The organism is Paenibacillus bouchesdurhonensis (assembly GCF_900155685.1).
Classification (GTDB): domain Bacteria; phylum Bacillota; class Bacilli; order Paenibacillales; family Paenibacillaceae; genus Fontibacillus; species Fontibacillus bouchesdurhonensis.
The window spans coordinates 3,735,956-3,757,671 of sequence record NZ_LT732548.1 but is presented as its reverse complement, the minus strand read 5'-3'; the positions used below and the strand labels follow the sequence as shown (position 1 = coordinate 3,757,671).

The following is a 21,716-nucleotide window of genomic DNA, read 5'->3' as shown; positions in this document are numbered from 1 at the left end:
GATATTTTTTCTTTATTTATCGACATAAAGCATGCGATTCTTAAGTGGATAAATTTGACACTACAAACGTTTCGCCCATAATTTTTGATAGCGTATAATCGCTAGATGAGAGCGACTTTTCCAGAAAGTCGTTAACCTCATGCGGCTGCAAATCATACATAACCTCAATCTCCTTAGAGAATAAATGCTGCTCCCTCTGCAGGAGGCCTGCCATTTCCGGAAGGGCGCCTGCTTGTGGAGTCCCTGCCTCCAATACTTGTTCCAGCGCGTTCGCATAATCGGCTAAAGATCTTGCACCGACGATTTTCACACCTTTATTGTCTTGATTGACCATGATGATCGTTGGAAAACCCCGTACTCCAAGCGAACGGGACAGCTCGAAGTCCTGCTCCAATAGGCTTTGTGCAGCGGGCATCCCAGCTTGCTCTACGACGGAGGCACCGTCTAAACCGATTTGATTCACGATGTCGATTAGTACTTCGTCTTCTCCAATATTTTTGTTAAAGGCAAATACCGCTTCTCTAGCTCTGCGTAAAAACGTGTTCGCCAGCTGCTCATCCTGCTGCTGAATGACTTTATACACACGAGAAGGAATAAAGGAGGATCGTACAGGATTATCCAGCCATAGCGTACCATCGATCGGCATGCGGGAATGCGCTCCTACTTCGCGCCAGTGACCGGCTACATCTGCCGGGCTGTTAATTCCGTTCTTTACGTCGGCAAATCCGTTCCAGCTCTCCAGTAAACCTCCCATAACCGTCTGGAACTGGAAATAGCGTCCGTACTGAGCCTCAAAACGGCGCAGTACCGGTTCAAGCGCCCAGCAATGGGAGCAAATCGGATCGGTAACGTAATAGAGACGAATCTTTTTCTCAGGCCCATTCAAATTGATAACCTGTATCCCGTCTTCGTTCACTTCTCCGCATACGCCTGTTTGTAAATCACATATCATATTCTGGTTTGTCATCGTTCTATTCCTCTTTTCTAGATGGATTTTCATACTGCTGAGCCCATTTTTGGATAGGCACGAGTGCTGCTGTTAAGGAATGACCCTTATCAGTCAAATCATACGAAATGGTGACTGCGGGCTCCGCCGTTACCTTTTTTTCAATTAATCCGTAATCGATGAGCTCGGTCAGCTTCAAGGACAATGCCCTTGATGTTATGTCAGTCAGATCCCGCTTAATATCTGAGAAATGGGCAGAACCATTCTCGCAGAGGGAGAGATAGTGAAGGATTAATCCGTTCCATTTCTTTCCGAGGATGCTGAAGGAATACTCTAAGTATGGGCAAATTTGAATGGATATCACCTCCATAACTTTATATAATAATTATACTTAATATAAAAAGTATAGCAAGTATAAAATATATACAAGATGATTAATGAAAATTTCTCAGCTTCCGATAAAAATAGGGGGATATTCGAAAAAATTACATTTTTAATGGAGAGTACAGTATGGCTGAACCCTATATGACCATTTGGCAGTGGCTTGGCATCGAGCCTACAAATGATATCAAACAAATCAAACGCGCCTATAAAAAGCAGCTTCAGGTATATCACCCTGAAGATGATCCGGCGGGTTATCAGGAACTTCGCGAGGCGTATGATCGGGCATTAAAGATAGCCAAGCAGCGAAATGAAATGGAGCAAAGTTTCAATGAACTAAACTACATAGAACAGGATCAGCAAGATCGACAGGAAGGACAGATTGAACAAGCAGAGAGCCAACATACAGACGAGCCTGAGCGAACTGTATTTATTCCACCTAGACTGCCCATCGCGCTGGATATGGCCTCTTTGGATCATGACTTCGATGAATGGGCAGAAGGCAGCCAGAAAATCGATGAATTTATAGAGCGAGCGATCGCCTTATATGATCATTATCCTTCAAGAATTTCAAGCGAAGACTGGGTCGGGTTGCTGAATTCGAAGGTGACTTGGAATATTTACAACATAGAAGAGATCAGTGAACGATTGCTCGTAGTGCTGGAAGGCCGCCCTTTTCTTCCAAAGGAGATATGGAAGCTGCTTGAGGGCTTCTTTGGTTGGAGATTTGATCTAGGCGAACGATGGAATGGGTATGAACACGAGGGAGCTCATTCTTTTGCACAATATTACGTCAAGCAGCTGGATGAACCTGGTCTGCGTTATGAATTTTTATTGAATGCCTGCGATAAAAATGTCGAACAGTTTTTAAGGCTTCGATATAAGGGCTATCAAGCATTGATGGCAAACAATTTGTACGAAGCGGGCTCGTTCCTCGAACAAGCCTATGCAATATTTGCTGATGATCCCGATCTTCTGCGTTTGATGGGAGAGTATTATGCGCGAGTGGGGAACGATGCGCAAGCATTAGAGGCCTATGACAAATTAATCCAAGTGGTGCCTGAAGAGATGGACGGTTATTTCCAGCTGGCACGCATGAAATTTCAGCAAGGAGAGTATGCCGAAGCGGCAGAGGAGCTTCAGGCGCTGCTAACCTGTGTTCCTCGCCTTGTCGAAGCGAGGCTGCTGCTTTGTCATTGCTGGCTGAAGCTTGGCCAGGGCGACAGAGCCAAAGATGGCTTTCTTGAAGTGATTGGGGAAGCAGAACCCGGCTCGCTGGAAGCGATCCAGGCGCTTAATGGCTTGGCAATTGTGCATCCCGAATATGTAAAGGTGCTGCACAGCCAAGGAAGGCAAGCCGAGAGACGACAGCTTGTTAGAAATCGCAGGCTCTTCTGGCGGCTACTATGCGTATTTACAGCTTTGTTAATGAGCATAGGGTGGTTCGTCTATTCCGTGGTGGACGGTACAGCTACAAGGAGCAGGGGAACGATCAACATCACGAATCTGAATGAGTTGTACAACGCTAAGAAGGGGAGCTATGTAACCTTATCTTTGACGGATGTTAAGGATCTAAATTTAGGACAATATGAGCTTGAAGCGGACACGCGAAATCCTAAGGTTGTAATTCAGGAAAGAACTTTTGCTGAGAAGAATTTGAGGGATTACGGCTTTGCAAAGAGCTATGTTTATGTAGGCAGCTTTAAGCAGCAGAACGTTATATTTTTATCAAAAAAATGGCTTGGAGATGCTGCAAAGGAAAAAGAGTACTCCGTGGCCATCTCTGGATATTTCCATAAGCTAGCTTCTACGGATGTTGAATCTGCTGCATTTCAGGCATTGCAGTGGCTTCCTTCGGAAAGGGAGAAGCCCGAGAGCTACTACTCTAAATATATTGAAGAGGGGCCGCAGTATAAGCGATCTTTCATTACAGAAATGAATGTATTTGCTTTTGCATTCGTGCTGTTCTTCCTCATCTGGTTTATACGTTTGCAAAAAGAGCAGAAAAGAACGTTACAGGATGCTTTTAAAGAAAGGAATAACCCATGATAGGAATAGCGAAAAGAAGAATTTATTATAGTGCGATGACAGACGCCCTTTTTGTGGACGATCCATTACATGATCCGAGCATTAGAAGCTTGAATTTACTCGGAGTGACCTCGCGAGATGCGCTTGATAACTGGATATATCGTCGCCACCGGATAAAGGATTCCCATTCTTGCAACAAGAAGCTGAAGTGGCTCTTATACGAGGGATATCGCTTGGAATACAATCGTTTGAAAAATGGCCTATCCGCCATGGCAATGATGGAGCGAAGCGAATACATCGCCAGCTTGCCCGAAGCGGATGAGCAAAAAAGAAAGCTGATGCGCGTTGACAAGATCATGCCATACTTAGGTGCGGGGGGAATTGCTGCTTACGACTACGCGCTTTATCTGGCATTGGCCCAATCCGGTGTCAGATTAGGTTATTTAGCGTGGAGGGAAGCCAGAGTCTTTTCCCGGGAGATCGCCCGAATTGCTCAGCGCCAATATGCAAGTTGGGATGATTATAATCTTGCTTGTATCGCCGGAATGTATTATTTGGCTCCGAAAAAGAGCGCGGATATTATGCCGTACAGCACTTATAACCAATACATGTACACCCGATTGCTGGCTCGGAGGCTCAGTGCTAAGAAATTCGTAGGATGGCATACCCGACTTTAGAAAAAAGCGGGTCACTATATCAAGCCTTCAAGGCGAATACGATACAAGTATTTCATTTGCCATGCAATAATCGCGTCAGGCAGCAGCGGCATGAGTGCATTTCGAAGCGATACGGCGGTTGGCTGATCCAACTGGGCTACTTTTCCAACCCGTCCCGACATTCGGGTAATAGAAGATGTTCGCTTAACGCGTTGCTTACTGTAACGTTCCAGAGCTGCTACTACGTCCTGCGACCGCTTGAGATTTCCAGCTAGGATTATCGCATCCTCAATCGCTTGCCCGGCGCCCTGGCCCATATTCGGCGTCGTAGCATGCGCTGCGTCTCCAAGCAGTACGACTCTTCCAAAGGCATAGCGGCGAATTGGAGGCAGGAACATAATGTCATGGTGAAGGAGAGTCCCTTCCCGGGAGGCGGAGAGCACTTGAGGGATGGGCTCATGATAATGCTGGAAGTGCCGGGCAAGGTCACCGGCTGTATATTCCGCAAACCGTGGATCGCTTTCCAGCGCGTTTAAGCATGCGAACCAATAAATCCAATCATTGGCCAATGGAACCAGACCCAGTCGTCCTCCCCTTCCCCAAGTCTCTGTAAATATATTGGGGTTGAACGACGCCATGGAAGGGTTCACGGGCACGACTGCGCGCCAGCAGGTATAGCCTGCGTACTGCGGTTCCGTTCGCGGGAGCAGCTTTCTGCGAATGATTGAACGTAGTCCATCGGCAGCAATTAGCAGATCGCCCTCCGCGAAGCTTCCGTCTTTGAACCATACTCTCACGCCTTTCGCATGCTGTTCAAAGCCTACGCATTCTTTCCTCGTGTGGATGCGATGCTCATCTCCAGCCGCGCGAAGTAAAATGTCCAGCAGCTTGGCCCGGTCGATATTCACATTATCCGGGCCATATTTATGGCTAATTGCTGCGGTATGCGTTGTGCTTAGAACTTTCCCCTGCTCCGTCATGATTTGAATGCTGCTCATCGTCTTACCCGAGCGGAATAGTTCTTCGCCTGCCCCGAGCATCTGTAGCGCGCGTACAGCATTAGCCCCGAGGCCGAGCCCGGCGCCGCCAAGATGAACCTCTGTCCGTCTGTCAAAAAGGACAGTATGCACGCCGACCTTGCGCAGCGCAATCGACGCGCATAACCCGCCAATACCTGCTCCAACGATGATTGCTTTCAAGTTAAACAGCCGCCTTTCCCTATATTTAATAGACGAATGCTGCTGGAAGCTCACGTACATGCAAAGCAATAATAGAAAGTTCCTCCAGCGGTTAATGGAACAGACTGTGAATGTCTTTCATATGCTCCGTCGCCATATCATACCCGTGCTGGCATGTATCGCGCAGTTTGTTGATATTTTTCTCAAAGCTGTCCAAAGGCATCTTCGGACGAATAATGATTGCCTGTCCTTCTTTCTCTAATTCTTCGCAGTAAGCGACCGTATCATTATATTTCTCGTGCCGCGTAAGCAATATTTCCTCTAGCAGCGGATATTTCCGCCTTAGCAGCTTAGCGACCACGCTATTTTGTTTGCTGTACGTTTTTACATAGCCTTTAGGCTGGGTTAGAATGATCAAATGCTTATCGTTGCCATCCGCTACTGCCTTGTGGATCGGAATGGGATCGATCAATCCTCCGTCATAATATTTGGAGCCATTCATCTCAATGGCAGGGAAGAACATAGGGATGGCGCAGGTCGCCCGGAGCATCGTCATCGCTTCGTCGATTTGCAGGCCGTCGACATATTCGGGTTGGCCTGTTTCAGCATTGGTAACGCCAACTAGCAGCTTGCCCGTATAACTCTGAAATGTCTCCATATCGAACGGGATAAGCTGTCCCGGGATTTCACCAAAAATAAAATCAAGGCCGAACAGGCTGCGATGACGGATGAAATTCCGATATCCAATGTACCGGGGATCGTTGCGGTATTGCTCCACGATATCCAGATTTCTTCGCTTCTGCCGGGAGATATAAGAAAATCCATTGCTGATGCCCGCGGACACACCAATGCAGTAGGGGAACATGATTTGCTCGTCCAGCAACGCATCCATCACGCCCGCGCTAAAAATAGGGCGGAGGGTTCCTCCTTCTAATATTAAGCTTGGCAATTCAATTCACCTCATATTAGGAACTTTTAGACTGAAATAGCATTAATAAACACGCGTACCTATAGTTTAATGTCGCAGCTGTTTATTATCAAACGTAACGGATATTATTTTTGTGGCTGGAACGAAGACTAGTCTTCCGCTTGTATCGCGGATTTCGAAGTTATCGCTATGCACGGCGACTAGCTGTCCCGGAATCCTTATGGTGTTCGTCTGAATGGAAAGGTGCTGGCCGACGAATTTGCCGAGTCGTTCCGTCGTTTCGGAGTCGGGGAATGTAGCTGAAGCAAGCAGGCTTTCTAAATGGTCGACCCGCAGCTCCAGGAGCTCCAATGAAGCTTGGAGCAAACGAAGCTTAAGCTTCGGCTTTTTGAACAGATTGCTCAAGATGCCCATGTAAATCCCCCCTGTTGTTTTATAAGATTCGTAATATATGGTATGTTCGATATATTCATAGAGTTTGGACAAGTGTGCTGCTGTGCAAGAAAGTTGGTTTAATGCATTGCTGCAATTGCACGCTTTTCGTTGAATATGCGGTATGATATATTTTGAGAGTAATTATTTATTTTAAGGAGAGAGCATGTCATGATTAAGCATATTGTACTGTTTAAACTGAAGGATTCATCCCCGGAGAGTATTGAGAGAACGGCTAGCGTTCTGCGCAATATGGAAGGAAAGATTGAGCAGCTTCGCAGTATTGAGGTTGGAGTGGATGTTGTAAAGTCGCCGCGTTCGTATGATATTGCACTTGTAACTACATTTGATTCCTTAGCGGATTTGGAAGGCTACCAAGTGCATCCTGTTCACCAAAAAGTAATCGAGCATATGGCGGAAGCCAGAGAAAGTCAAGTTGCGGTTGATTTTGAATTCTAAATAGCGGGCCGTAAGTTATTCTTGAAATGAGCGAAGGAGTCTTGCCTAGATGGATGGTATGGGAGATGTAATGTTTACGGTATATACGATGTTTTACGCTGTGGTAGCATTTATAGTGATGCTGATCTGGCTGAAGCTGAAGGGACGCCGCAAGCAAAAGCAGCAAAATGAGGAGATCAAGCAGCAAGCAGTGCCAAAAGCGGAAACAGCGAAAATGCTGGAAACTGAGGAAAACCAGGAAATCAAGGAAAACGAGAAAGTCTAGCATCCGTGGCTCCGAAGTAATTCAAGGAATCCGGCGAAACCGCAGAAAAAGGGCATCAAGCTGTAGGTTGATCTGGGCAATCAGGCCAACTAAAGGAAGTTCGCAGTACATTGAAGGAGGAGACTTTCGTGTATTACGTCAACCGGGAACAAATTGAGCGCAGATTACATATGCTGCCGGAAATCGTACAAGTCTTGAAGTCATCAGACACTTTACAGATTCAAGATTCAAGCCTTCTGGATCGTTATGCTATAGAGAGAGCGCTTCATTTGGCGCTGGAAATCGTTACTGACGTGGGCAGTTATTTAATTGACGGTTTTATTATGAGAGATGCCAGCAGCTATGAGGATATTATTGATATTATGCTGGATGAGAAGGTAGTGGGGGCGGAGCTGCATGCTACTTTAATAGAACTCGTTCGTTTGCGTAAGCCGTTGGTGCAGGAATATTTCGATTTCGACCGCGTCGTAGCCTCAGAGCTCTTGAATCGTCTTAAGCAAGAGGAAGCGCTCACTGCTTTTGCGGAGCGTGTCCGTGCTTATTTGGATCAAGAAGGCATTGAAATTTAATCGGGCTAGTAAAATATCCGGGAAATGTCTTCTCTAGGGTTGTGTCGAAACAAGCATCTGCTGCTTATAATGAATTAACAATATAGGCATTAGCCCTGATGTACGGGCGGGCCGCATAAGGAGAGATGTATCGTGAGCAAGGGGAACAAGGGATGGATATGGGGCGCAGCAATAGGTACGATTGTCGGTTCGGTTACAGCATTGCTATTCGCTCCAAAACCGGGGAAAGAGCTCCGTAAGGATATTGCCGATGGTGCGCGTCAGGTTGGTGAGAAAACGGGAGAAATCGCCGGGAAAGTCAGTGAACAAGGCGTTCATTTAGCCGAAAAGGTTAAAGAAACTGCCGGAAGCCTTATCCAGGATATTCAGACTTGGCGTGAGTGCAAAGGGGAAGAAGATCACGAAGTCAGCGGTAAAGAAGCGCAAATTTCCGCGATCATCTTGGAGACTGATGCGGAGGAAGTGGCTGAGCTCGCGGAAACCGCCGCAACGGACGAGGCGGCCGAACTTGTGGAGACCGCCGCAACGGGCGAGGCAGCGAGAGCCGAAGAGGAGGCTCCGACTGTGGAAACTAAAGCAGCCGATGAGCAAGCAATTTCGGGCGAAGATGGCGAGAATAAGGTTCAATCCTAGTCGAATAGACTGCTGAAAAAGACCCTGCAGGGTCTTTTTCTCAGTTATAGCGGGACAACCTGCCTGGTTCGTTCCTTGTCACTGCCTTCACACTTAGGGTAATATTTATTTAGTACATTTTATGATGAACAGTCATAATGTAACGTAAAGCATCTAAACTACAAATAAAAGGAAGCGGTATGTTCGTGCAGCAAGCCATCGCAATACTAGACTCGGGAGTGGGCGGTCTTACCGTGGCCAAGGAAGTCATGAGACAGCTCCCCAGAGAGAAGATCATCTATTTCGGGGATACGGCTCGTACACCTTACGGCCCTCGCTCTCCGGAAGAGGTCACTTTATTTACCGAGCAAATCGTGGATTATTTGATTCAATTTGACCCAAAAATGATTGTCATCGCGTGTAATACTGCAACAGCAGCCGCACTCGAGCATATTAAGAAGAAGGTTAGCATTCCTGTCATAGGTGTAATTCATCCTGGGGCAAGGGCGGCAATCAGCGCGACGAAGACGGGAAGAGTTGGGGTAATCGGGACGATCGGCACAATCAATAGCGGAGCTTATACTTCGGCTTTGAAGGAGCTGAACCCTGTCATTGACGTAGTGAGCGATGCGTGCCCGGCCTTCGTTCCGCTTGTTGAGCAGGGGCAGTTCGAGACGCCAGAGGCACAGCAGGTCGTGGAGGAATCTCTGCAGGGGATGAAGCAGCATCCGATCGATTGTTTGATTCTAGGATGCACGCATTATCCGTTCTTGAAGCGTTCCATTCAGGAAGTTATGGGGCCTAAAGTGAAGCTGATCAGTTCTGCGGACGAGACCGCACGGGAAATTAGCACTGTGTTGTATCAGAAGGGGCAACTTGCTCGTGGCAATGAAATTCCGATACATCAATTTTTTTGTAGCGGAGATTCTGAAATGTTCAGTAAAATCGCTCGCCAATGGTTGGGTGAGCAGATCGAGCTGACTCCCATCGTTTGGCAGGTATCCGCTCCATCCTGAGTCGGAACATAAGAGGAACAACCTTTGCTGGAAGTCTTTATCCGGCAAAGGTTGTTTTTGTACTCATTTCTCGCCTGAAGCTCGAGGATAAGCATAAGCTTGGGATGAACTCATAATTTGCAGCGAGCCCGGATCGACTGCAGCCGTTATGGGAGCCATGCCCATCGGCTCGCCGTCCCCCAAAGCGATTATGGGCTGCGAGCTGTATATCGTAACGGAACGTCCGCGATGCAATTTCACATAAGGTAGTGAAACGTGGCGGCCGAACAATATCGTGGGAAAAAGGAATAACAATTTCAGTCTGCTGCAGTTATGTACGATGCAAATGTCCAACTGCCCGTCGCTAGGATTCGCCTCCGGACAAATTTTGAGCCCACCGCCGTAGCTGGGAACGTTGTTAATTGCGGTTAACCATGCAGAGGAATAATGTTCTGTCATTCCGTCGCACTCTATTGTAAGCGAACCGGGGCGGTAGGTAAGAAGCGTATGAATAATGCCGATCAGATAAGATACCCTGCCGATTCCTAGCGTGTTACATAGCTTTTTGTACCAACTATGGTTTACGTTGTCCGCTACCTTGGCGTCGAAGCCGATGGCTAGCGCCGTAATCGCAACCTGATTTTGGACGGTGATAAGATCGACTTCGATCGTTTGTCCTTCCAGCATGACGCGCAGCGCTTCCAAAGGCTTGATAGGAATATTGAATCCGCGGGCTGTATCGTTGCCTGAGCCAGCCGGGATTACGGCCAAAGGTATGCCTGAACCGCGAAGCAGAGGGAGGAGGCCATGAATCGTTCCATCTCCACCGACCACGCCGACCGCGCGCCAGCGAATCGCTGCAACAAGCCGTTCCTTCAGCATGGTATGGGCCTGCTCCCTGCTGCTCGTTACGATATGTTCGTAATTGATATTGCGTTCATGAAGTATGCTGCGTATGATTGTCCAAATGCGGCCCCCGCTTCCGTTGCCTGAATTTTTATTGATGACAAACAAGTACATGGCTATCCCCCAAATCTTGATGCAGGTAATTATACCTATTCAAGTGTAAGCATAATTACATCAAAAGAACATCATAAAATTGGATGAAGGAGGATTATGATGCAGTTTCTCGCCATGTTAACGATGCTGATCGACCATGTAGGACTGCTGTTCTTTCCGGATCAACCTCTATGGAGAATCATTGGTCGCATTGCATTTCCCTTATATGCATACGCTTTGGCGCAAGGGCATCAGCATACATCCTCTCACAACAAATATGTACTCCGGTTGTTTGGTATAGCTGTCGTTTCACAACTACCGTATCAGTTGGTTTTTGACACGAATGAACTGAATGTGGTCGTCTCCTTGTGCGTAGCTGCGATTCTGCTGCGCGTGCTCGATGGACTGTCACCAGGCTGGTTCTCTTTCTCGTTGATTGCCCTTGCATGCTTCATATATGAGATATTTCCATTCGAATATGGGGCATATGGACTACTTCTCATGCTTATATTCAATTATATGAAGTCTGGCCCAATGCTCGTCGGGTTGCATTTCTTGTTAAATTTAGCTGCTCTGTTTACCTACGGTTGGGTTATACAGCTCTTTAGCATCTTTCCGACAATGCTGATCGTGTATGGGCCGAATCTATGGAGAAGGTTAGAGTCGTGGCGCATGCCTCGTTGGCTCTGGAGATTGTTCTACCCGGTGCATTTAGCTGTACTTGCGATGATCGTCAATTTCATAGGCAAATAATTTGTTTGTTAAGGAGGGGAATCGTAATGACAGCGAAGACCACAGGCCATAAACCGATCGTGCGACTGCATGATGGGTATCGTTATGAAGACGGGATAACCCATATCGGGCAATTATTAGAGCGTTACTCTAGCTTAAGGCGTATGGAAATTGGAAAAAGCGTGCTTGGCAAATCCATCGATGCGCTTGTCGTTGGCGATGGTGCAGAGTGCGTTCATGTAAATGCCTCTGTCCATGCCAACGAATGGATTACAACACCGCTGCTGCTTCGCTTCATAGAGCAGTTGGCTGCCTCTTATGAGCAGCCTGTATCTGTTGTAAAGGATCATAGTGATAGCGGCCTGGCAGGGAAGCAGTTGAGCGATGCACTGAGCGGTGTTACGTTATGGACGGTGCCGATGGTGAACCCGGACGGCATGAATTTGTCGCAGGATGGCATATGGCCGGATTGCCCATTTCGAGATCAGCTCATAAAATGGAATTCCGGCAAAGAGGAATTTAGCCGCTGGAAAGCAAATATCCGCGGCGTTGATCTAAATGATCAATTCCCGGCAGGGTGGGAGGAGGAGCGGGTACGTCGGGGCATTGCTGATCCAGCCTCTCAGGATTACGGGGGAGAGAACCCGCTTTGTGAGCCGGAAGCGGCTGCGCTTGCCCGCCTGACAAGACGAATCGGCTTCAGCAGGGTAGCGTCGCTGCATACTCAGGGCCGCGAGATCTATTGGAATTACCGGAATTTGGAGCCGGCCTGCTCAGAGGGATTGGCTCAGCGATTAGCCAAGGTCAGCGGGTATAAGGCGGTAAAACTTACGGGCAGCGATGCAGGATATAAGGATTGGTTCATCAGCGAGTTTCGCCGTCCCGGGTACACGATCGAAGCGGGAGAAGGCGTTAATCCACTGCCGATACAGCAATTCGAGCAAATTTACAGCGAGATTGCGCCGTTGCTGGCCGAGTTCATCCGGGGGTAACCCCGGGTATTTTTAAATCCGCTAAAATAGGGTATTGTAATTGATAAGTTGAACCCCTGATAATGGATAGAGCTGCTAGGTTCCGCGAGATCATTCCATCAATTTAGCAATTTGCAGAGGGAGGAGGGTGAAGCATGAAATGGAGAAGACTGTGGTCGCTTCGGCACTGGTCACATATATTCCGCCGTGTTCCGAGACTGCTCACTTCATCGCGAATTCCTGTCCTGGACAAGCTGCTGCTTATTGTACCTGCTTTGGCCTATTGGGTACTGCCTGATGTGCTGCCGTTCATTCCGATTGATGATATGGCTGTAACTATGCTGCTGATGGATTGGTTCGTTGCAAGGGCGGAACGTAAGCATCCGCTTACCTAGAAATAATAATGGGTTAGCGAAGGACGGTGCTTGCGTGAACAGGAGACATTCTTTACAATAGGAATGTTAGGTAGTCATTAGAAGATAGGAGCGATCGTATGAGCGTTAAAATTACCCGCAATGCGGCGAAAGTGATAAAGAAAGAATTGGAAAAGGAAGAGAACAAGGATCTTACGCTCAAAGTGTTCATCACTCATGCTCATGGTGATCATGCACACTATGGACTCGATTTGGTCAAGCCTTCCGGCAATGATCAGGTCGTGGCTACGGATAAAGAAATCGATGTGATTATCGATTTGAACGAACCGCTTCTCGAAGGCGTGAAGATCGACTATTTGTATTTCCCACAGGAAGGCTTCGTGATCACGAACCCGTCCAAAGGAAATCACGGAGACCACTAGCATTGAAAGAAGAAGGGATTTACCATGGCTAATGATATTCGCGTATGCGATAAATGCAATCATGTACGGATGAAGACACTCTTGCCCAAGCTTCAAAAGCTGGCGCCGGATGCAGAGATTAAGATCGGATGCAAATCATACTGCGGGCCATGCGGCAAGCGGGCGTTCGTATACATTAACGGACGTTATATCAGCGCCCCGACAGAAGACGAGGTGCTGGACAAGGCGGCTCCTTTCGTGAAGAAGCCGAAGTCGAAGTGATTGCAGGTATGAACATAGAAGAAGAGCTGCTTATCTTATGGGAGAGATAAACAGCTCTTTTTCTATGCCATTGCAGTTTAACGGTATTGCTGCAGCAAATTGTATTGGATGACCCGATCAGATATAGACAGGCGCAGCTTCGCTTCCTCATTGCCTCGGCGGCATTGCTCCAAACTCGCAGGCTTTCTTGTATCCAGGCTGTAGCATTGACCGTTATTGAATATACCGTCGGCCGAAGGAATATAGTACACGCGGCCATCGGTGAATGCGCCGGAACGAAGAGCGACAAAACGGTCGCTGCTGCCAAATAAATTGTTGCCCATCATATAATATGACTCGGTTGGGATACCTAGCAAATGCAGAAGTGAGGGAGCCATATCCAACTGCCCGGCAGGTTCATGATACACTCCGGCTTGTCCTTCATCCGGCAGATGAATAAGCAGGGGCACTTGATTCATAATTTGGTGCATGTCCAGTTCGGACAGAGGTTTTCCTAAAAACTTCTCGTAGGCGTCCTTGTCCTTGATGGAATTATCATGATCCCCGTATACATATAGAATCGTATTGTCCCAAATTCCTTTCTGTTTCATCCCTTCAATCAATTGTCCCAATGCTTCATCTGCATAATGCACGGACTCTAAATACTGACCGAAGATCGTGCCTTCAAAATCCCCGACATTGAGCTTCCGTTTTGCAGCGGGCAGTTGGTAGGGATGATGGCTTGTTAATGTGATAAGAAAGGAATAGAACGGCTGTCTGTTGCCTTCGGTCATAAAATCAAGTGATTGACGAAAAAAGGATTTGTCCCCGAGCGACCAGCCGAGCGCTTCATCCATGACATAATGCTTCTTGCTGTAAAAATGGCCATAACCCATCGCTCTGTACATGGCATTTCGATTCCAGAAGCTGCCTTCATACGCATGATAAGCGCCAGTCTCATAGCCGTTAGTGCTGAGAATTGCCGGCAGCATATCATAATTATGATTCGGAAAACGGACAAAGACTGAGCCAGTGGGAAGCGGGTGCAAGGAGCTATTTGAGGAAAAATCGGCATCCGAGGTACGTCCTTGCCCTGTCTGATGATAGTAGTTGGCAAAGTACATGCTGTCCTTCATCAGGCTGTTGAAATGAGGCGTAATTTCCTCCTCGCCGATCGTCTTCCCGATCATAAAGTTCATAAGCGCCTCCACCTGGACGACGACAACATTGCTGCCTTCGTAGACGCTAAAGGTGTCGTTGCCCTTATCCATTGCTCTTGTCTCTGCAGCGCTGCGGAACCATTGCTGGATTTCCTCATGCTCTTTAGCTGAGAGGGAAGGCTTACTGCTGAAGTGTTCCTTGGCATAGCGGTATCCATCGTAATAATGGAAACCGAGCAGTCCCGTAATGTTATAGAGGGATAACGTCCACCAGTTGCCTACGAATAAATCGCCGGCCCAGGTGCGCTTGTAGTGGTTGATCGGCCCCATCGTCATGCTGTAACCAATGGCAAAAGCCAGCAATCCAGTCAGTAGGCGGCGAATCGGGCGCTTTGTGTTTATTGCGTTGCTGGCCGCACTATTGTTGCTTGCTGTGCTTAACCGGCTTGCCATATTTTCTTGGCTTAGGCCGTTTACCTCGACAGCTCTGCTGTTTTGTGTTTGCTCAGGGTGTCTTATTTTATGGCGAATCATCATCAGGCTTAGAACGGTGAGCCCAATGAGCCAGTCGGCGATCAGCCACAGGTCGGATCTCAAGATTAAGGTTGAAATGCTCTCGCCCAGTTCCCCGACTTGCCCCGCTTGAAGCAGAACCGGTATCGTAAGAAAATCCTGAAAATACCGATAGTAGACCAGATCAGCAAAAATTACACCGGTAAGCAAGACATTCAGGAGCAAAAGGGCAACCGACCGTTTACGCCCATGCAGCCATAGCGTCCAGAAGGAAGCAAGGATAATCGATCCGATGGCAATGATATTATCGAGTCGATTCATATCAATATTGTTGGCGTTCAAGTTTTGATGGAAATAACGGAGCTTTATGAACAGTACAATGGTGAATAAAGCATAATCGTAATGGTAGAAGCGTAAAAGTGGGGGGTGCAGCCGCTGTTTCAGCTTTTTATAGCTGTATTTGAAAATATGGCTTGCTTGCATTAGCACGAATTAAGCTCCTTTCAAAGGGAAACCCCTTCCGACGGCATTAGTGCCGTGGAGGAAGGGGGCCAAGAAATTGCAGGTATTGACATTCAATTCGGCCGTTATACAGCTTGCGGCGCTTGTCCGCCTTGCGATGGAAATCATGCTCGAATTGCTTGGTAGGCGTTAACGCGAAGAACGACCAGGTAGGCAGTCCAGCCGCAACCCGGCCAAGCTGGGAAATCAGCTTGCGGACTTCCTTCTCTTCACCGATCCTCTCGCCGTATGGAGGATTCGTAATCAGGCAGCCGTATTCGCCTTCAGGCTGTATTTGTACCGCAGGTATAGTCTGAAAAGTAATTTCCTTGCCGAGACCGGCGCTCTTCGCAGCAGCCTTGGCAACCTCAATCGCCTTCGGGTCGATATCGCTGCCCGCAATGTTTAGCGGAATATCATCCTGGACAGCGTCGAAGGCTTCCTCACGAGCTTGCTGCCAAAGCTCCTCTGGAAGGACAGGCCATGCCTCGGAGTTGAAGGAGCGGCGTAATCCCGGTGCGATATTCCAGCCGATCAAAGCTGCCTCGATAGGCAATGTGCCTGATCCGCAGCAAGGATCGTAGAATGGTCGCGACGGATTTTGGTTCCAGCGGCTGAGCAAGATCATGGCTGCGGCCATGGTCTCCTTCAGTGGAGCCTCTGTTGCGTGCTTGCGGTAGCCCCGTTTATGTAATGCCGGTCCTGTCGTATCTAAGGTTAGCAGTGCTTTGTCGTTCAAAAGATTGATCTCGATAACATAACGCGGGCCGTTCTCTTCGAACCATTCTGTGCGATAGGATTCCTTCAGTTTTTCGACAATCGCTTTTTTGACGATACCTTGACAGGCGGGTACGCTGCTCAACTGGGACTTGTGGGAGCGGCCTTCGACTGGAAACTCGCCATGGGCTGGGATCCAATCCTGCCAAGGCAATGCTTTTGTTCCTTCAAACAGCTCATCGAAGGTAAGGGCGGAGAATTCGCCCATTTTGATCAGTACACGGTCAGATGTGCGCAGCCATAAATTGCAGCGGCAAATGTCGATGAGATCTCCCGTGAAATTTACTCTCCCGTTCTCAACCATTGTATCTTCGTAGCCTAGTTCTTTCAGTTCTCGGGCGACGACGGCTTCGAGCCCCATCGGGGAGGTTGCAATTAATTGCAGTGGACCTGGCATAAGAATGTATCAACTCCGTTTTATCAGTTTTAACAAGTTGCGGTGATTTTAGAAAGTGAACCACGAATGTGTCACGAATACGAACCGCTAAAGTGAATGACTATTGAAATTACTGATTACAATAAACAAATCCCAGCTTCTGACGATATTCGCTAATGTAAAGTTCTATTGTCGTAATCGCCTAAAAACCATACAATTCAGTATAGGACAATGTCAATGAAGATACAAACGGATTCGCTAAGAATTCGAATGAGAGGAGCAGTACAGTTTTATGACAACACCCGAACAATACGGTGAGGAATTATATGCTGAGGATGAACAGTTGAATATAGTGAAGCAATCCATACTGGACAGCGGGATGAGGGATGTATCGATTGCACCGGGATATGGAAGACTGTTGACCTTGCTGGCTAAATCATCCGGGGCCAAATCGGTGCTGGAAATAGGTGCGCTGGGCGGATACAGCGGAATATGTTTGGCAAGAGGACTCGCTGAGGGGGGCAGGCTGCTGTCATTGGAGCTGAAAGAAGAAAATGCATCCTTGGCGCGCAGCAATATGACAGAAGCCGGGTATGGGGAGATCGTTGATTACCGCATAGGCCCAGCCTTGGACAGCTTAATTGAACTGGATCAGCAGGGGGAGCGGTTTGACTTCTTTTTTATAGATGCGGACAAGGAGAACTACCCGGTATATTTAGAATATGCGATGAAATTGGCCTTGCCAGGAGCGATTATTGCTGGAGACAACACGCTGCTTCGCGGCCGTACTTTGAATCCGGAGAAGAATGGCCCTGCCGTGCTCGCTATGCGCAAGTTCAACGAAATGATAGCCCGGGACGAGCGTCTGCTCAGTACCTTCCTTCCAGCCTACGATGGGTTGGCACTAGCTATGGTCAAATAGCAGCTCCCTAGAGCCATTTTGACGCACCTTCATTTGTTGTCTGCGAATTGGAATTCATGCACCTAATGAGGCTCTAAGCGAATGTTTCAGGGGATTAGATGGGTTTTATGCACTTAAAATCTGGAATCCAGCCATGATTGGAAAATCCCCCCATTTAACGCCATGAAATCCAATTGAATTTATATTTCCTTTATTGCGCAGAAACTAAATACTATAAATCCATTTACACTACGTTGAACTATTAAAAAGATGTGGGCAGGCACGTAGAATGTTCCTGTCATTGCCTTTGCTTCCAGACTTCATAATGATATAGGTTCAAGTCATATGCCGAATATTCTGATTGTATCGTGTATCTAGCGCCTAAGAAAACAACCTCGCCAATCGGCGAGGTTGTTCTAATTAAAAAGCGAACAGAGGCGAGCAGAGGTCGTTACACACGCCATCCCTTATGGAAACTACACGCTACGTTGCACCACTAGTTAATGCACAGTCGTTTGCAAGTTACCTAACATGGCTAGCCCTTCTATGACATGCCGTACAGTCACATCGCGGAGTATACCCAGCGCGCGCAATTTGCGCTATGTATGATCTCCCCGAGCTGTACTACATCGTCATATCATAGGGCGTGGTCAACACGCAACGCCACATGTTAAGAACCGCAATGTGACGTGCGTCAAGTATTCCGTTCAAAGCACAGTAGTCTTATCTTATCGACAGAGTCTTATTTCATCGGCGAGAGCTTCGGCTTTCCATACAGCTTTAATCTAACCCAGACTGTATTGCAGAATAGAAGTACCCCAGAGATGATGAAGATTCCTTCGATGCCGATATACCCGGATAGAAACCCACCGATCAACGCGCCAAGCATGTTGCCGAGAGCCAGCGTACTACTGTTAAAGCCGAAAGCGCGGCTCTCCATGCCGTCAGGGGTATAGTGTCGTATAAGCGAGTTAACGCTAGGCAGCAAACCGCCCATGAATATCCCCATCAGGAAGCGGATGATGATAAGCTGCCATACGCTTTGAACGAAGGCCTGCGGGATTAGCGTTGCAGCGGCTCCGATCAAACAATAGGTTAAAATGCGGTGTGCTCCGATTTTATCGCTGACTCTGCCGAGCACCGGCGAGGTAATCATGTTCGATATGCCGGTGGCAGCGGTAACTACCCCCGCCCAGAACGGTACATTGGCTGCGATGCCATGCAGATGCTCTACGTAGATCGGCAGAAGGGACATCGGGCTTAGCATCGCGAATTGCAGCAGGAAAGTCACTGCGAATAGTGCAGTCAATTGAGGCGTTTTGTTCAGCTCGATAAATCCCTGTAAAATAGAGATTTGTGGAACGTGCGCCGCTTCCTCGCGATCGAATTTTTCGCGTACGAACAGCAGGGCGAGGACAGAGGCGACGAACAGCAATACCCCAGTAATATAGAAAATAGGTCGGAACCCAACCCATTCTGCCAGTAAACCGCCGATAAGCGGGCCAAGAATCGTTCCAGCTACAATACCGGATTGCACCACTCCCATAGCAAAGCCCATGCGCTCTTTCGGCGCGGTGCCCGAGACGAGAGCGACTGCCGCCGGGTTGAATCCGGAAATCGTACCGTTCAGCATGCGCAGAGCCAGCAAATGCCAAGGCTGCGTGGCGAATCCCATCAGTGTAATGACGATAGCCATCCCGAAGCCAGAGCGCAGAAGCATGATTTTGCGGCCGTATCTGTCGGCAAGCTTGCCCCAAATCGGCTGAAAAATGAAAGCCGTGGCAAAATTCGCGGCGAATATCGACCCGGCCCACAAACCGATAGCTTGCTCGCCCTGCACATGCAGATCTCTTGCCAAATAAAGAGACAGAAACGGAGTGATCATGGTCATGCCGGCATTAACGAGGAACTGACCGAACCAAAGCACAAGGACGTTCACTTTCCAAGTATTGTCCTTCACTTTTTCACTTCCTTTCTGTACGATCTAGCCTGTGTATAATATTTTCCACAAACGAATTAATTATATCATACTAACTTAAGTATCCCGATAGAGGATGTCATAGTATTGTCATCGGTAGTCGGGGTGTGATAGTTGTTACTTACTTTTAAAAAGGGCATAATGTAATGTAGGGAAATTTTAAATATTGGGGGCTTGCTTACATGAGTTATAATGATCGGTTTATTCGTGCCTGTCTCGGGCAGGAAGTGGATCGTACTCCTGTCTGGTATATGCGCCAGGCGGGGAGATACGATCCGGAGTATCGCAAGATCAAGGAGAAGTATAGCTTGCTTGAAATTTGCCTTCAGCCTGAGCTTGCCGCTGAAGTTACGCTTATGCCGGTAAAAAAGCTGGGCGTGGATGCCGCCATTCTATATTCAGATATTATGAATCCGGTTGCTTCTATCGGAATTGATTTTGATATTGTCAAGGATGTTGGACCTGTCATCCATAATCCGATACGTACGAAAGAAGATATTGAGCGGCTGAAGCCGATTGATGTAGACAAGGATCTATCCCACATCCTGAAGACGATTTCGATTTTGGACAAAGAACTGGACGTTCCGCTCATTACGTTTGCGGGAGCTCCTTTTACACTGGCTAGCTATTTGATTGAGGGTCGCCCTTCAAAGAACTACATCCGAACTAAGAGCTTAATGTACGGTGAGCCGCAGCTGTGGCACAAGCTGATGGAGAAGCTTGGAGACATGGTCATCACTTATTTGCGTGCTCATATTAAGCACGGAGGGAAGGCATTTCAGCTGTTTGACAGTTGGGTAGGCGCTTTGTCCGCTAAGGATTTTCAAATTTACGTGCTGCCGACGATTCAGCGAATTTTTGCCGAGCTGCAGGATCTGAACGTACCGAAAATTTATTTCCCGGGCGTTAGCTCAGGGGAACTGCTGCCGACGCTAACTGACCTCCAGGTGAATGTGATCGGTTTAGACTGGCGCGTTCCGATTCGCGAAGGCCGCCGCCGGCTTGGCGGAAAGTATGCTATCCAAGGCAACTTAGATCCATTAGTATTAACTGGTCCAATGGATGTTATTAAAGAGTATGCCCAGGAAATCATAGATCAGGGTGTCGAGTCGCCAGGATTTATATTTAATCTGGGACATGGTCTATTCCCGGAAGCTTCGTTGGATAAACTCCGCGAGCTGACAGAATATGTTCATAATTATTCTGCCGAAGCCATTGCTCGTCAGAAGCTGCAGACGATATAGACGAAGTGCGAGTGAAGCAATTCAAGCGATCTAGAGCTAGATGAGGAAGATGTACTAAGGCGGTTCAATTGGCATCATGATATCGGCTGGAATTTTGGACACGCCTTTAAAGACAAAGACAGAGGTGAAGATAATTGTGAACAAAATAGGTGTATTAGTCATGTCTTACGGAACACCGGAGAGCCTGGATCAAGTAGAGCAGTACTATACCCATATTCGCCGGGGGCATCCGCCTACGGAAGAACAATTGCAAGAGCTTAAAGATCGTTACGAGGCCATCGTAGGGGGAGTATTTCCGCTGCGAGCCAACACGGACAGTCAGGTAGCGGCTCTTCAAGAGACGCTAACCCGCTTGAATCCGAACCAGGATCAGCAATTTGTGTGCTACCAGGGCTTGAAGCATGCCCGTCCATTTATTGAGGATGGGGTAGCTCAAATGGCCGAGGACGGCATTACGGAAGCGATTGGTATTGTCCTTGCCCCGCATTATTCGGTTATGAGCGTTGGCGGTTATGTTAAGCGTGCCGAGGCGAAGGCGGAAGAATGCGGCATCAACATGAAGTTCATTAACAGCTACCATGTTCATCCGAAGCTGATTCAGGCTTTTGCGGATCGTGTATCCCGCAAGCTCGATCTGTTCGAGGAGGCGGGCGCCGAGAGAAGCAAAGTCAAAGTATTGTTCAGCGCGCACAGCTTGCCTGAGAAAATTCTTGCGATGGGTGATCCCTACCAAGATCAGCTGTTAGAGACATCTGCCGCTGTCGCGGAGCAGGCAGGGGTGACTTCCTGGCAATTCACCTGGCAAAGCGCTGGCCGTACGGCAGAGCCTTGGCTGGGGCCGGATATTCTAGATACGCTTCGCACTCTTAGCCAAGAACAGGTCGAGGATGTGCTCGTAGCCCCGGTAGGCTTCGTATCTGATCATTTGGAAGTGCTGTATGATTTGGATATCGAGGCCAAGACGATTGCCAAGGAGCTTGACATTCGTCTTGAACGCATCGATTCTTTAAATACGGATCCCTTATATATGGAGACATTAAGTGAGGTCATCCTTAACACTTGGACAAAGGAATGAATGG

Annotated in this window: 24 protein-coding genes; 15 read left to right on the top strand and 9 right to left on the bottom strand. The window is 48.0% G+C overall.

What is annotated here, in order from left to right:
• Positions 1 to 40: 40 nt before the first annotated feature.
• The gene (locus CZ379_RS21025) at positions 41 to 967 is read right to left on the bottom strand and encodes a DsbA family oxidoreductase (protein ID WP_110933410.1); all 927 of its coding nucleotides are present in this window, start codon (positions 965 to 967) and stop codon (positions 41 to 43) included.
• A 4-nt stretch (positions 968 to 971) separates the two neighbouring features.
• The gene (locus CZ379_RS21020) at positions 972 to 1,301 is read right to left on the bottom strand and encodes a winged helix-turn-helix transcriptional regulator (protein WP_110934490.1); all 330 of its coding nucleotides are present in this window, start codon (positions 1,299 to 1,301) and stop codon (positions 972 to 974) included.
• A gap of 155 nt (positions 1,302 to 1,456) precedes the next feature.
• Between CZ379_RS21020 and CZ379_RS21015 the strand changes: the two genes are divergently transcribed.
• Both CZ379_RS21015 and CZ379_RS21010 read left to right on the top strand, forming a co-directional pair.
• Positions 1,457 to 3,376, top strand: coding sequence for a J domain-containing protein (locus tag CZ379_RS21015; protein WP_110933409.1), 1,920 nt, complete (start codon positions 1,457 to 1,459; stop codon positions 3,374 to 3,376).
• Positions 3,373 to 4,032 (top strand): DUF1266 domain-containing protein, encoded by a 660-nt coding sequence (locus tag CZ379_RS21010; protein WP_110933408.1) that lies wholly within the window; start codon positions 3,373 to 3,375, stop codon positions 4,030 to 4,032. Before CZ379_RS21015 ends, CZ379_RS21010 begins: the two co-directional genes overlap by 4 nt.
• 14 nt (positions 4,033 to 4,046) lie before the next feature.
• On the opposite strand, the gene CZ379_RS21005 is transcribed toward CZ379_RS21010, so the two are convergent.
• From CZ379_RS21005 to CZ379_RS20995, 3 genes are all read right to left on the bottom strand, one after another.
• The gene (locus tag CZ379_RS21005; RefSeq protein ID WP_199925716.1) at positions 4,047 to 5,210 is read right to left on the bottom strand and encodes an FAD-dependent monooxygenase; all 1,164 of its coding nucleotides are present in this window, start codon (positions 5,208 to 5,210) and stop codon (positions 4,047 to 4,049) included.
• Between the two features lie 91 nt (positions 5,211 to 5,301).
• Complete coding sequence (locus CZ379_RS21000) at positions 5,302 to 6,138, bottom strand: patatin-like phospholipase family protein (RefSeq protein WP_110933406.1); 837 nt, start codon at positions 6,136 to 6,138, stop codon at positions 5,302 to 5,304.
• A gap of 66 nt (positions 6,139 to 6,204) precedes the next feature.
• On the bottom strand, positions 6,205 to 6,531 hold the full coding sequence (locus tag CZ379_RS20995; protein ID WP_110933405.1) for a hypothetical protein: 327 nt from the start codon (positions 6,529 to 6,531) through the stop codon (positions 6,205 to 6,207).
• A 189-nt stretch (positions 6,532 to 6,720) separates the two neighbouring features.
• Here CZ379_RS20995 and CZ379_RS20990 point away from each other — a divergent pair, with 189 nt between their 5' ends.
• From CZ379_RS20990 to racE, 5 genes are all read left to right on the top strand, one after another.
• Complete coding sequence (locus CZ379_RS20990; protein ID WP_110933404.1) at positions 6,721 to 7,008, top strand: Dabb family protein; 288 nt, start codon at positions 6,721 to 6,723, stop codon at positions 7,006 to 7,008.
• A 49-nt stretch (positions 7,009 to 7,057) separates the two neighbouring features.
• Entirely contained in the window at positions 7,058 to 7,273 is a 216-nt protein-coding gene (locus CZ379_RS20985) for a hypothetical protein (RefSeq protein WP_110933403.1), read from the top strand.
• Between the two features lie 128 nt (positions 7,274 to 7,401).
• The gene (locus tag CZ379_RS20980; RefSeq protein ID WP_110933402.1) at positions 7,402 to 7,842 is read left to right on the top strand and encodes a DUF86 domain-containing protein; all 441 of its coding nucleotides are present in this window, start codon (positions 7,402 to 7,404) and stop codon (positions 7,840 to 7,842) included.
• Positions 7,843 to 7,974: 132 nt separating this feature from the next.
• On the top strand, positions 7,975 to 8,475 hold the full coding sequence (locus CZ379_RS20975) for a YtxH domain-containing protein (RefSeq protein ID WP_110933401.1): 501 nt from the start codon (positions 7,975 to 7,977) through the stop codon (positions 8,473 to 8,475).
• Between the two features lie 179 nt (positions 8,476 to 8,654).
• Positions 8,655 to 9,470 carry a glutamate racemase gene (racE, locus tag CZ379_RS20970; protein WP_199925715.1) on the top strand — a complete coding sequence of 272 codons (816 nt, stop codon included), beginning with the start codon at positions 8,655 to 8,657 and terminating at the stop codon, positions 9,468 to 9,470.
• 63 nt (positions 9,471 to 9,533) lie between these two features.
• Here racE and CZ379_RS20965 read toward each other — a convergent pair whose 3' ends face one another.
• Positions 9,534 to 10,469 (bottom strand): diacylglycerol/lipid kinase family protein, encoded by a 936-nt coding sequence (locus CZ379_RS20965; RefSeq protein ID WP_110933400.1) that lies wholly within the window; start codon positions 10,467 to 10,469, stop codon positions 9,534 to 9,536.
• A 99-nt stretch (positions 10,470 to 10,568) separates the two neighbouring features.
• Between CZ379_RS20965 and CZ379_RS20960 the strand changes: the two genes are divergently transcribed.
• The 5 genes from CZ379_RS20960 (at position 10,569) to CZ379_RS20940 (ending at position 13,208) form a co-directional block, all read left to right on the top strand.
• Positions 10,569 to 11,201, top strand: a complete 633-nt coding sequence (locus CZ379_RS20960) for a TraX family protein (RefSeq protein ID WP_110933399.1) — start codon at positions 10,569 to 10,571, stop codon at positions 11,199 to 11,201.
• Positions 11,202 to 11,227: 26 nt separating this feature from the next.
• Positions 11,228 to 12,172: a M14 family metallopeptidase gene (locus CZ379_RS20955; protein WP_110933398.1), complete on the top strand. Its 945-nt coding sequence runs from the start codon at positions 11,228 to 11,230 to the stop codon at positions 12,170 to 12,172.
• Between the two features lie 134 nt (positions 12,173 to 12,306).
• A complete protein-coding gene (locus CZ379_RS20950) occupies positions 12,307 to 12,546 on the top strand; it encodes a YkvA family protein (protein ID WP_110933397.1) in 240 nt (79 codons plus the stop codon).
• A 98-nt stretch (positions 12,547 to 12,644) separates the two neighbouring features.
• Positions 12,645 to 12,947, top strand: coding sequence for an iron-sulfur cluster assembly accessory protein (locus tag CZ379_RS20945; RefSeq protein ID WP_110933396.1), 303 nt, complete (start codon positions 12,645 to 12,647; stop codon positions 12,945 to 12,947).
• Between the two features lie 24 nt (positions 12,948 to 12,971).
• Positions 12,972 to 13,208, top strand: a complete 237-nt coding sequence (locus tag CZ379_RS20940; RefSeq protein WP_110933395.1) for a YuzB family protein — start codon at positions 12,972 to 12,974, stop codon at positions 13,206 to 13,208.
• 77 nt (positions 13,209 to 13,285) lie between these two features.
• Here CZ379_RS20940 and CZ379_RS20935 read toward each other — a convergent pair whose 3' ends face one another.
• On the bottom strand, positions 13,286 to 15,343 hold the full coding sequence (locus CZ379_RS20935; protein WP_110933394.1) for an LTA synthase family protein: 2,058 nt from the start codon (positions 15,341 to 15,343) through the stop codon (positions 13,286 to 13,288).
• Positions 15,344 to 15,389: 46 nt separating this feature from the next.
• Complete coding sequence (locus tag CZ379_RS20930; RefSeq protein ID WP_110933393.1) at positions 15,390 to 16,535, bottom strand: THUMP domain-containing class I SAM-dependent RNA methyltransferase; 1,146 nt, start codon at positions 16,533 to 16,535, stop codon at positions 15,390 to 15,392.
• A gap of 271 nt (positions 16,536 to 16,806) precedes the next feature.
• Here CZ379_RS20930 and CZ379_RS20925 point away from each other — a divergent pair, with 271 nt between their 5' ends.
• A complete protein-coding gene (locus CZ379_RS20925) occupies positions 16,807 to 17,436 on the top strand; it encodes an O-methyltransferase (RefSeq protein ID WP_110933392.1) in 630 nt (209 codons plus the stop codon).
• Positions 17,437 to 18,157: 721 nt separating this feature from the next.
• Here CZ379_RS20925 and CZ379_RS20920 read toward each other — a convergent pair.
• The gene (locus CZ379_RS20920; protein ID WP_110933391.1) at positions 18,158 to 19,375 is read right to left on the bottom strand and encodes an MFS transporter; all 1,218 of its coding nucleotides are present in this window, start codon (positions 19,373 to 19,375) and stop codon (positions 18,158 to 18,160) included.
• Between the two features lie 200 nt (positions 19,376 to 19,575).
• Between CZ379_RS20920 and hemE the strand changes: the two genes are divergently transcribed.
• Together hemE and hemH are read left to right on the top strand one after the other, a co-directional pair.
• Positions 19,576 to 20,637, top strand: a complete 1,062-nt coding sequence (gene hemE / locus CZ379_RS20915; RefSeq protein WP_110933390.1) for a uroporphyrinogen decarboxylase — start codon at positions 19,576 to 19,578, stop codon at positions 20,635 to 20,637.
• 133 nt (positions 20,638 to 20,770) lie between these two features.
• Positions 20,771 to 21,712 carry a ferrochelatase gene (gene hemH / locus CZ379_RS20910; protein WP_110934488.1) on the top strand — a complete coding sequence of 314 codons (942 nt, stop codon included), beginning with the start codon at positions 20,771 to 20,773 and terminating at the stop codon, positions 21,710 to 21,712.
• Positions 21,713 to 21,716: the final 4 nt, after the last annotated feature.

What these genes read in the sequence shown, in the direction of transcription:
- CZ379_RS20995 (WP_110933405.1), bottom strand. Translation starts at nt 6,531, where the DNA reads ATGGGCATCTTGAGCAATCTGTTCAAAAAGCCGAAGCTTAAGCTTCGT.
- CZ379_RS20965 (WP_110933400.1), bottom strand. Translation starts at nt 10,469, where the DNA reads ATGTACTTGTTTGTCATCAATAAAAATTCAGGCAACGGAAGCGGGGGC.
- CZ379_RS20930 (WP_110933393.1), bottom strand. Translation starts at nt 16,535, where the DNA reads ATGCCAGGTCCACTGCAATTAATTGCAACCTCCCCGATGGGGCTCGAA.
- CZ379_RS20940 (WP_110933395.1), top strand. Translation starts at nt 12,972, where the DNA reads ATGGCTAATGATATTCGCGTATGCGATAAATGCAATCATGTACGGATG.
- CZ379_RS21010 (WP_110933408.1), top strand. Translation starts at nt 3,373, where the DNA reads ATGATAGGAATAGCGAAAAGAAGAATTTATTATAGTGCGATGACAGAC.
- CZ379_RS20990 (WP_110933404.1), top strand. Translation starts at nt 6,721, where the DNA reads ATGATTAAGCATATTGTACTGTTTAAACTGAAGGATTCATCCCCGGAG.
- CZ379_RS20945 (WP_110933396.1), top strand. Translation starts at nt 12,645, where the DNA reads ATGAGCGTTAAAATTACCCGCAATGCGGCGAAAGTGATAAAGAAAGAA.
- hemE (WP_110933390.1), top strand. Translation starts at nt 19,576, where the DNA reads ATGAGTTATAATGATCGGTTTATTCGTGCCTGTCTCGGGCAGGAAGTG.
- CZ379_RS21025 (WP_110933410.1), bottom strand. Translation starts at nt 967, where the DNA reads ATGACAAACCAGAATATGATATGTGATTTACAAACAGGCGTATGCGGA.
- CZ379_RS20925 (WP_110933392.1), top strand. Translation starts at nt 16,807, where the DNA reads ATGACAACACCCGAACAATACGGTGAGGAATTATATGCTGAGGATGAA.
- CZ379_RS20955 (WP_110933398.1), top strand. Translation starts at nt 11,228, where the DNA reads ATGACAGCGAAGACCACAGGCCATAAACCGATCGTGCGACTGCATGAT.
- racE (WP_199925715.1), top strand. Translation starts at nt 8,655, where the DNA reads ATGTTCGTGCAGCAAGCCATCGCAATACTAGACTCGGGAGTGGGCGGT.
- CZ379_RS20935 (WP_110933394.1), bottom strand. Translation starts at nt 15,343, where the DNA reads ATGCAAGCAAGCCATATTTTCAAATACAGCTATAAAAAGCTGAAACAG.
- CZ379_RS20950 (WP_110933397.1), top strand. Translation starts at nt 12,307, where the DNA reads ATGAAATGGAGAAGACTGTGGTCGCTTCGGCACTGGTCACATATATTC.
- CZ379_RS20960 (WP_110933399.1), top strand. Translation starts at nt 10,569, where the DNA reads ATGCAGTTTCTCGCCATGTTAACGATGCTGATCGACCATGTAGGACTG.
- CZ379_RS20985 (WP_110933403.1), top strand. Translation starts at nt 7,058, where the DNA reads ATGGATGGTATGGGAGATGTAATGTTTACGGTATATACGATGTTTTAC.
- CZ379_RS21015 (WP_110933409.1), top strand. Translation starts at nt 1,457, where the DNA reads ATGGCTGAACCCTATATGACCATTTGGCAGTGGCTTGGCATCGAGCCT.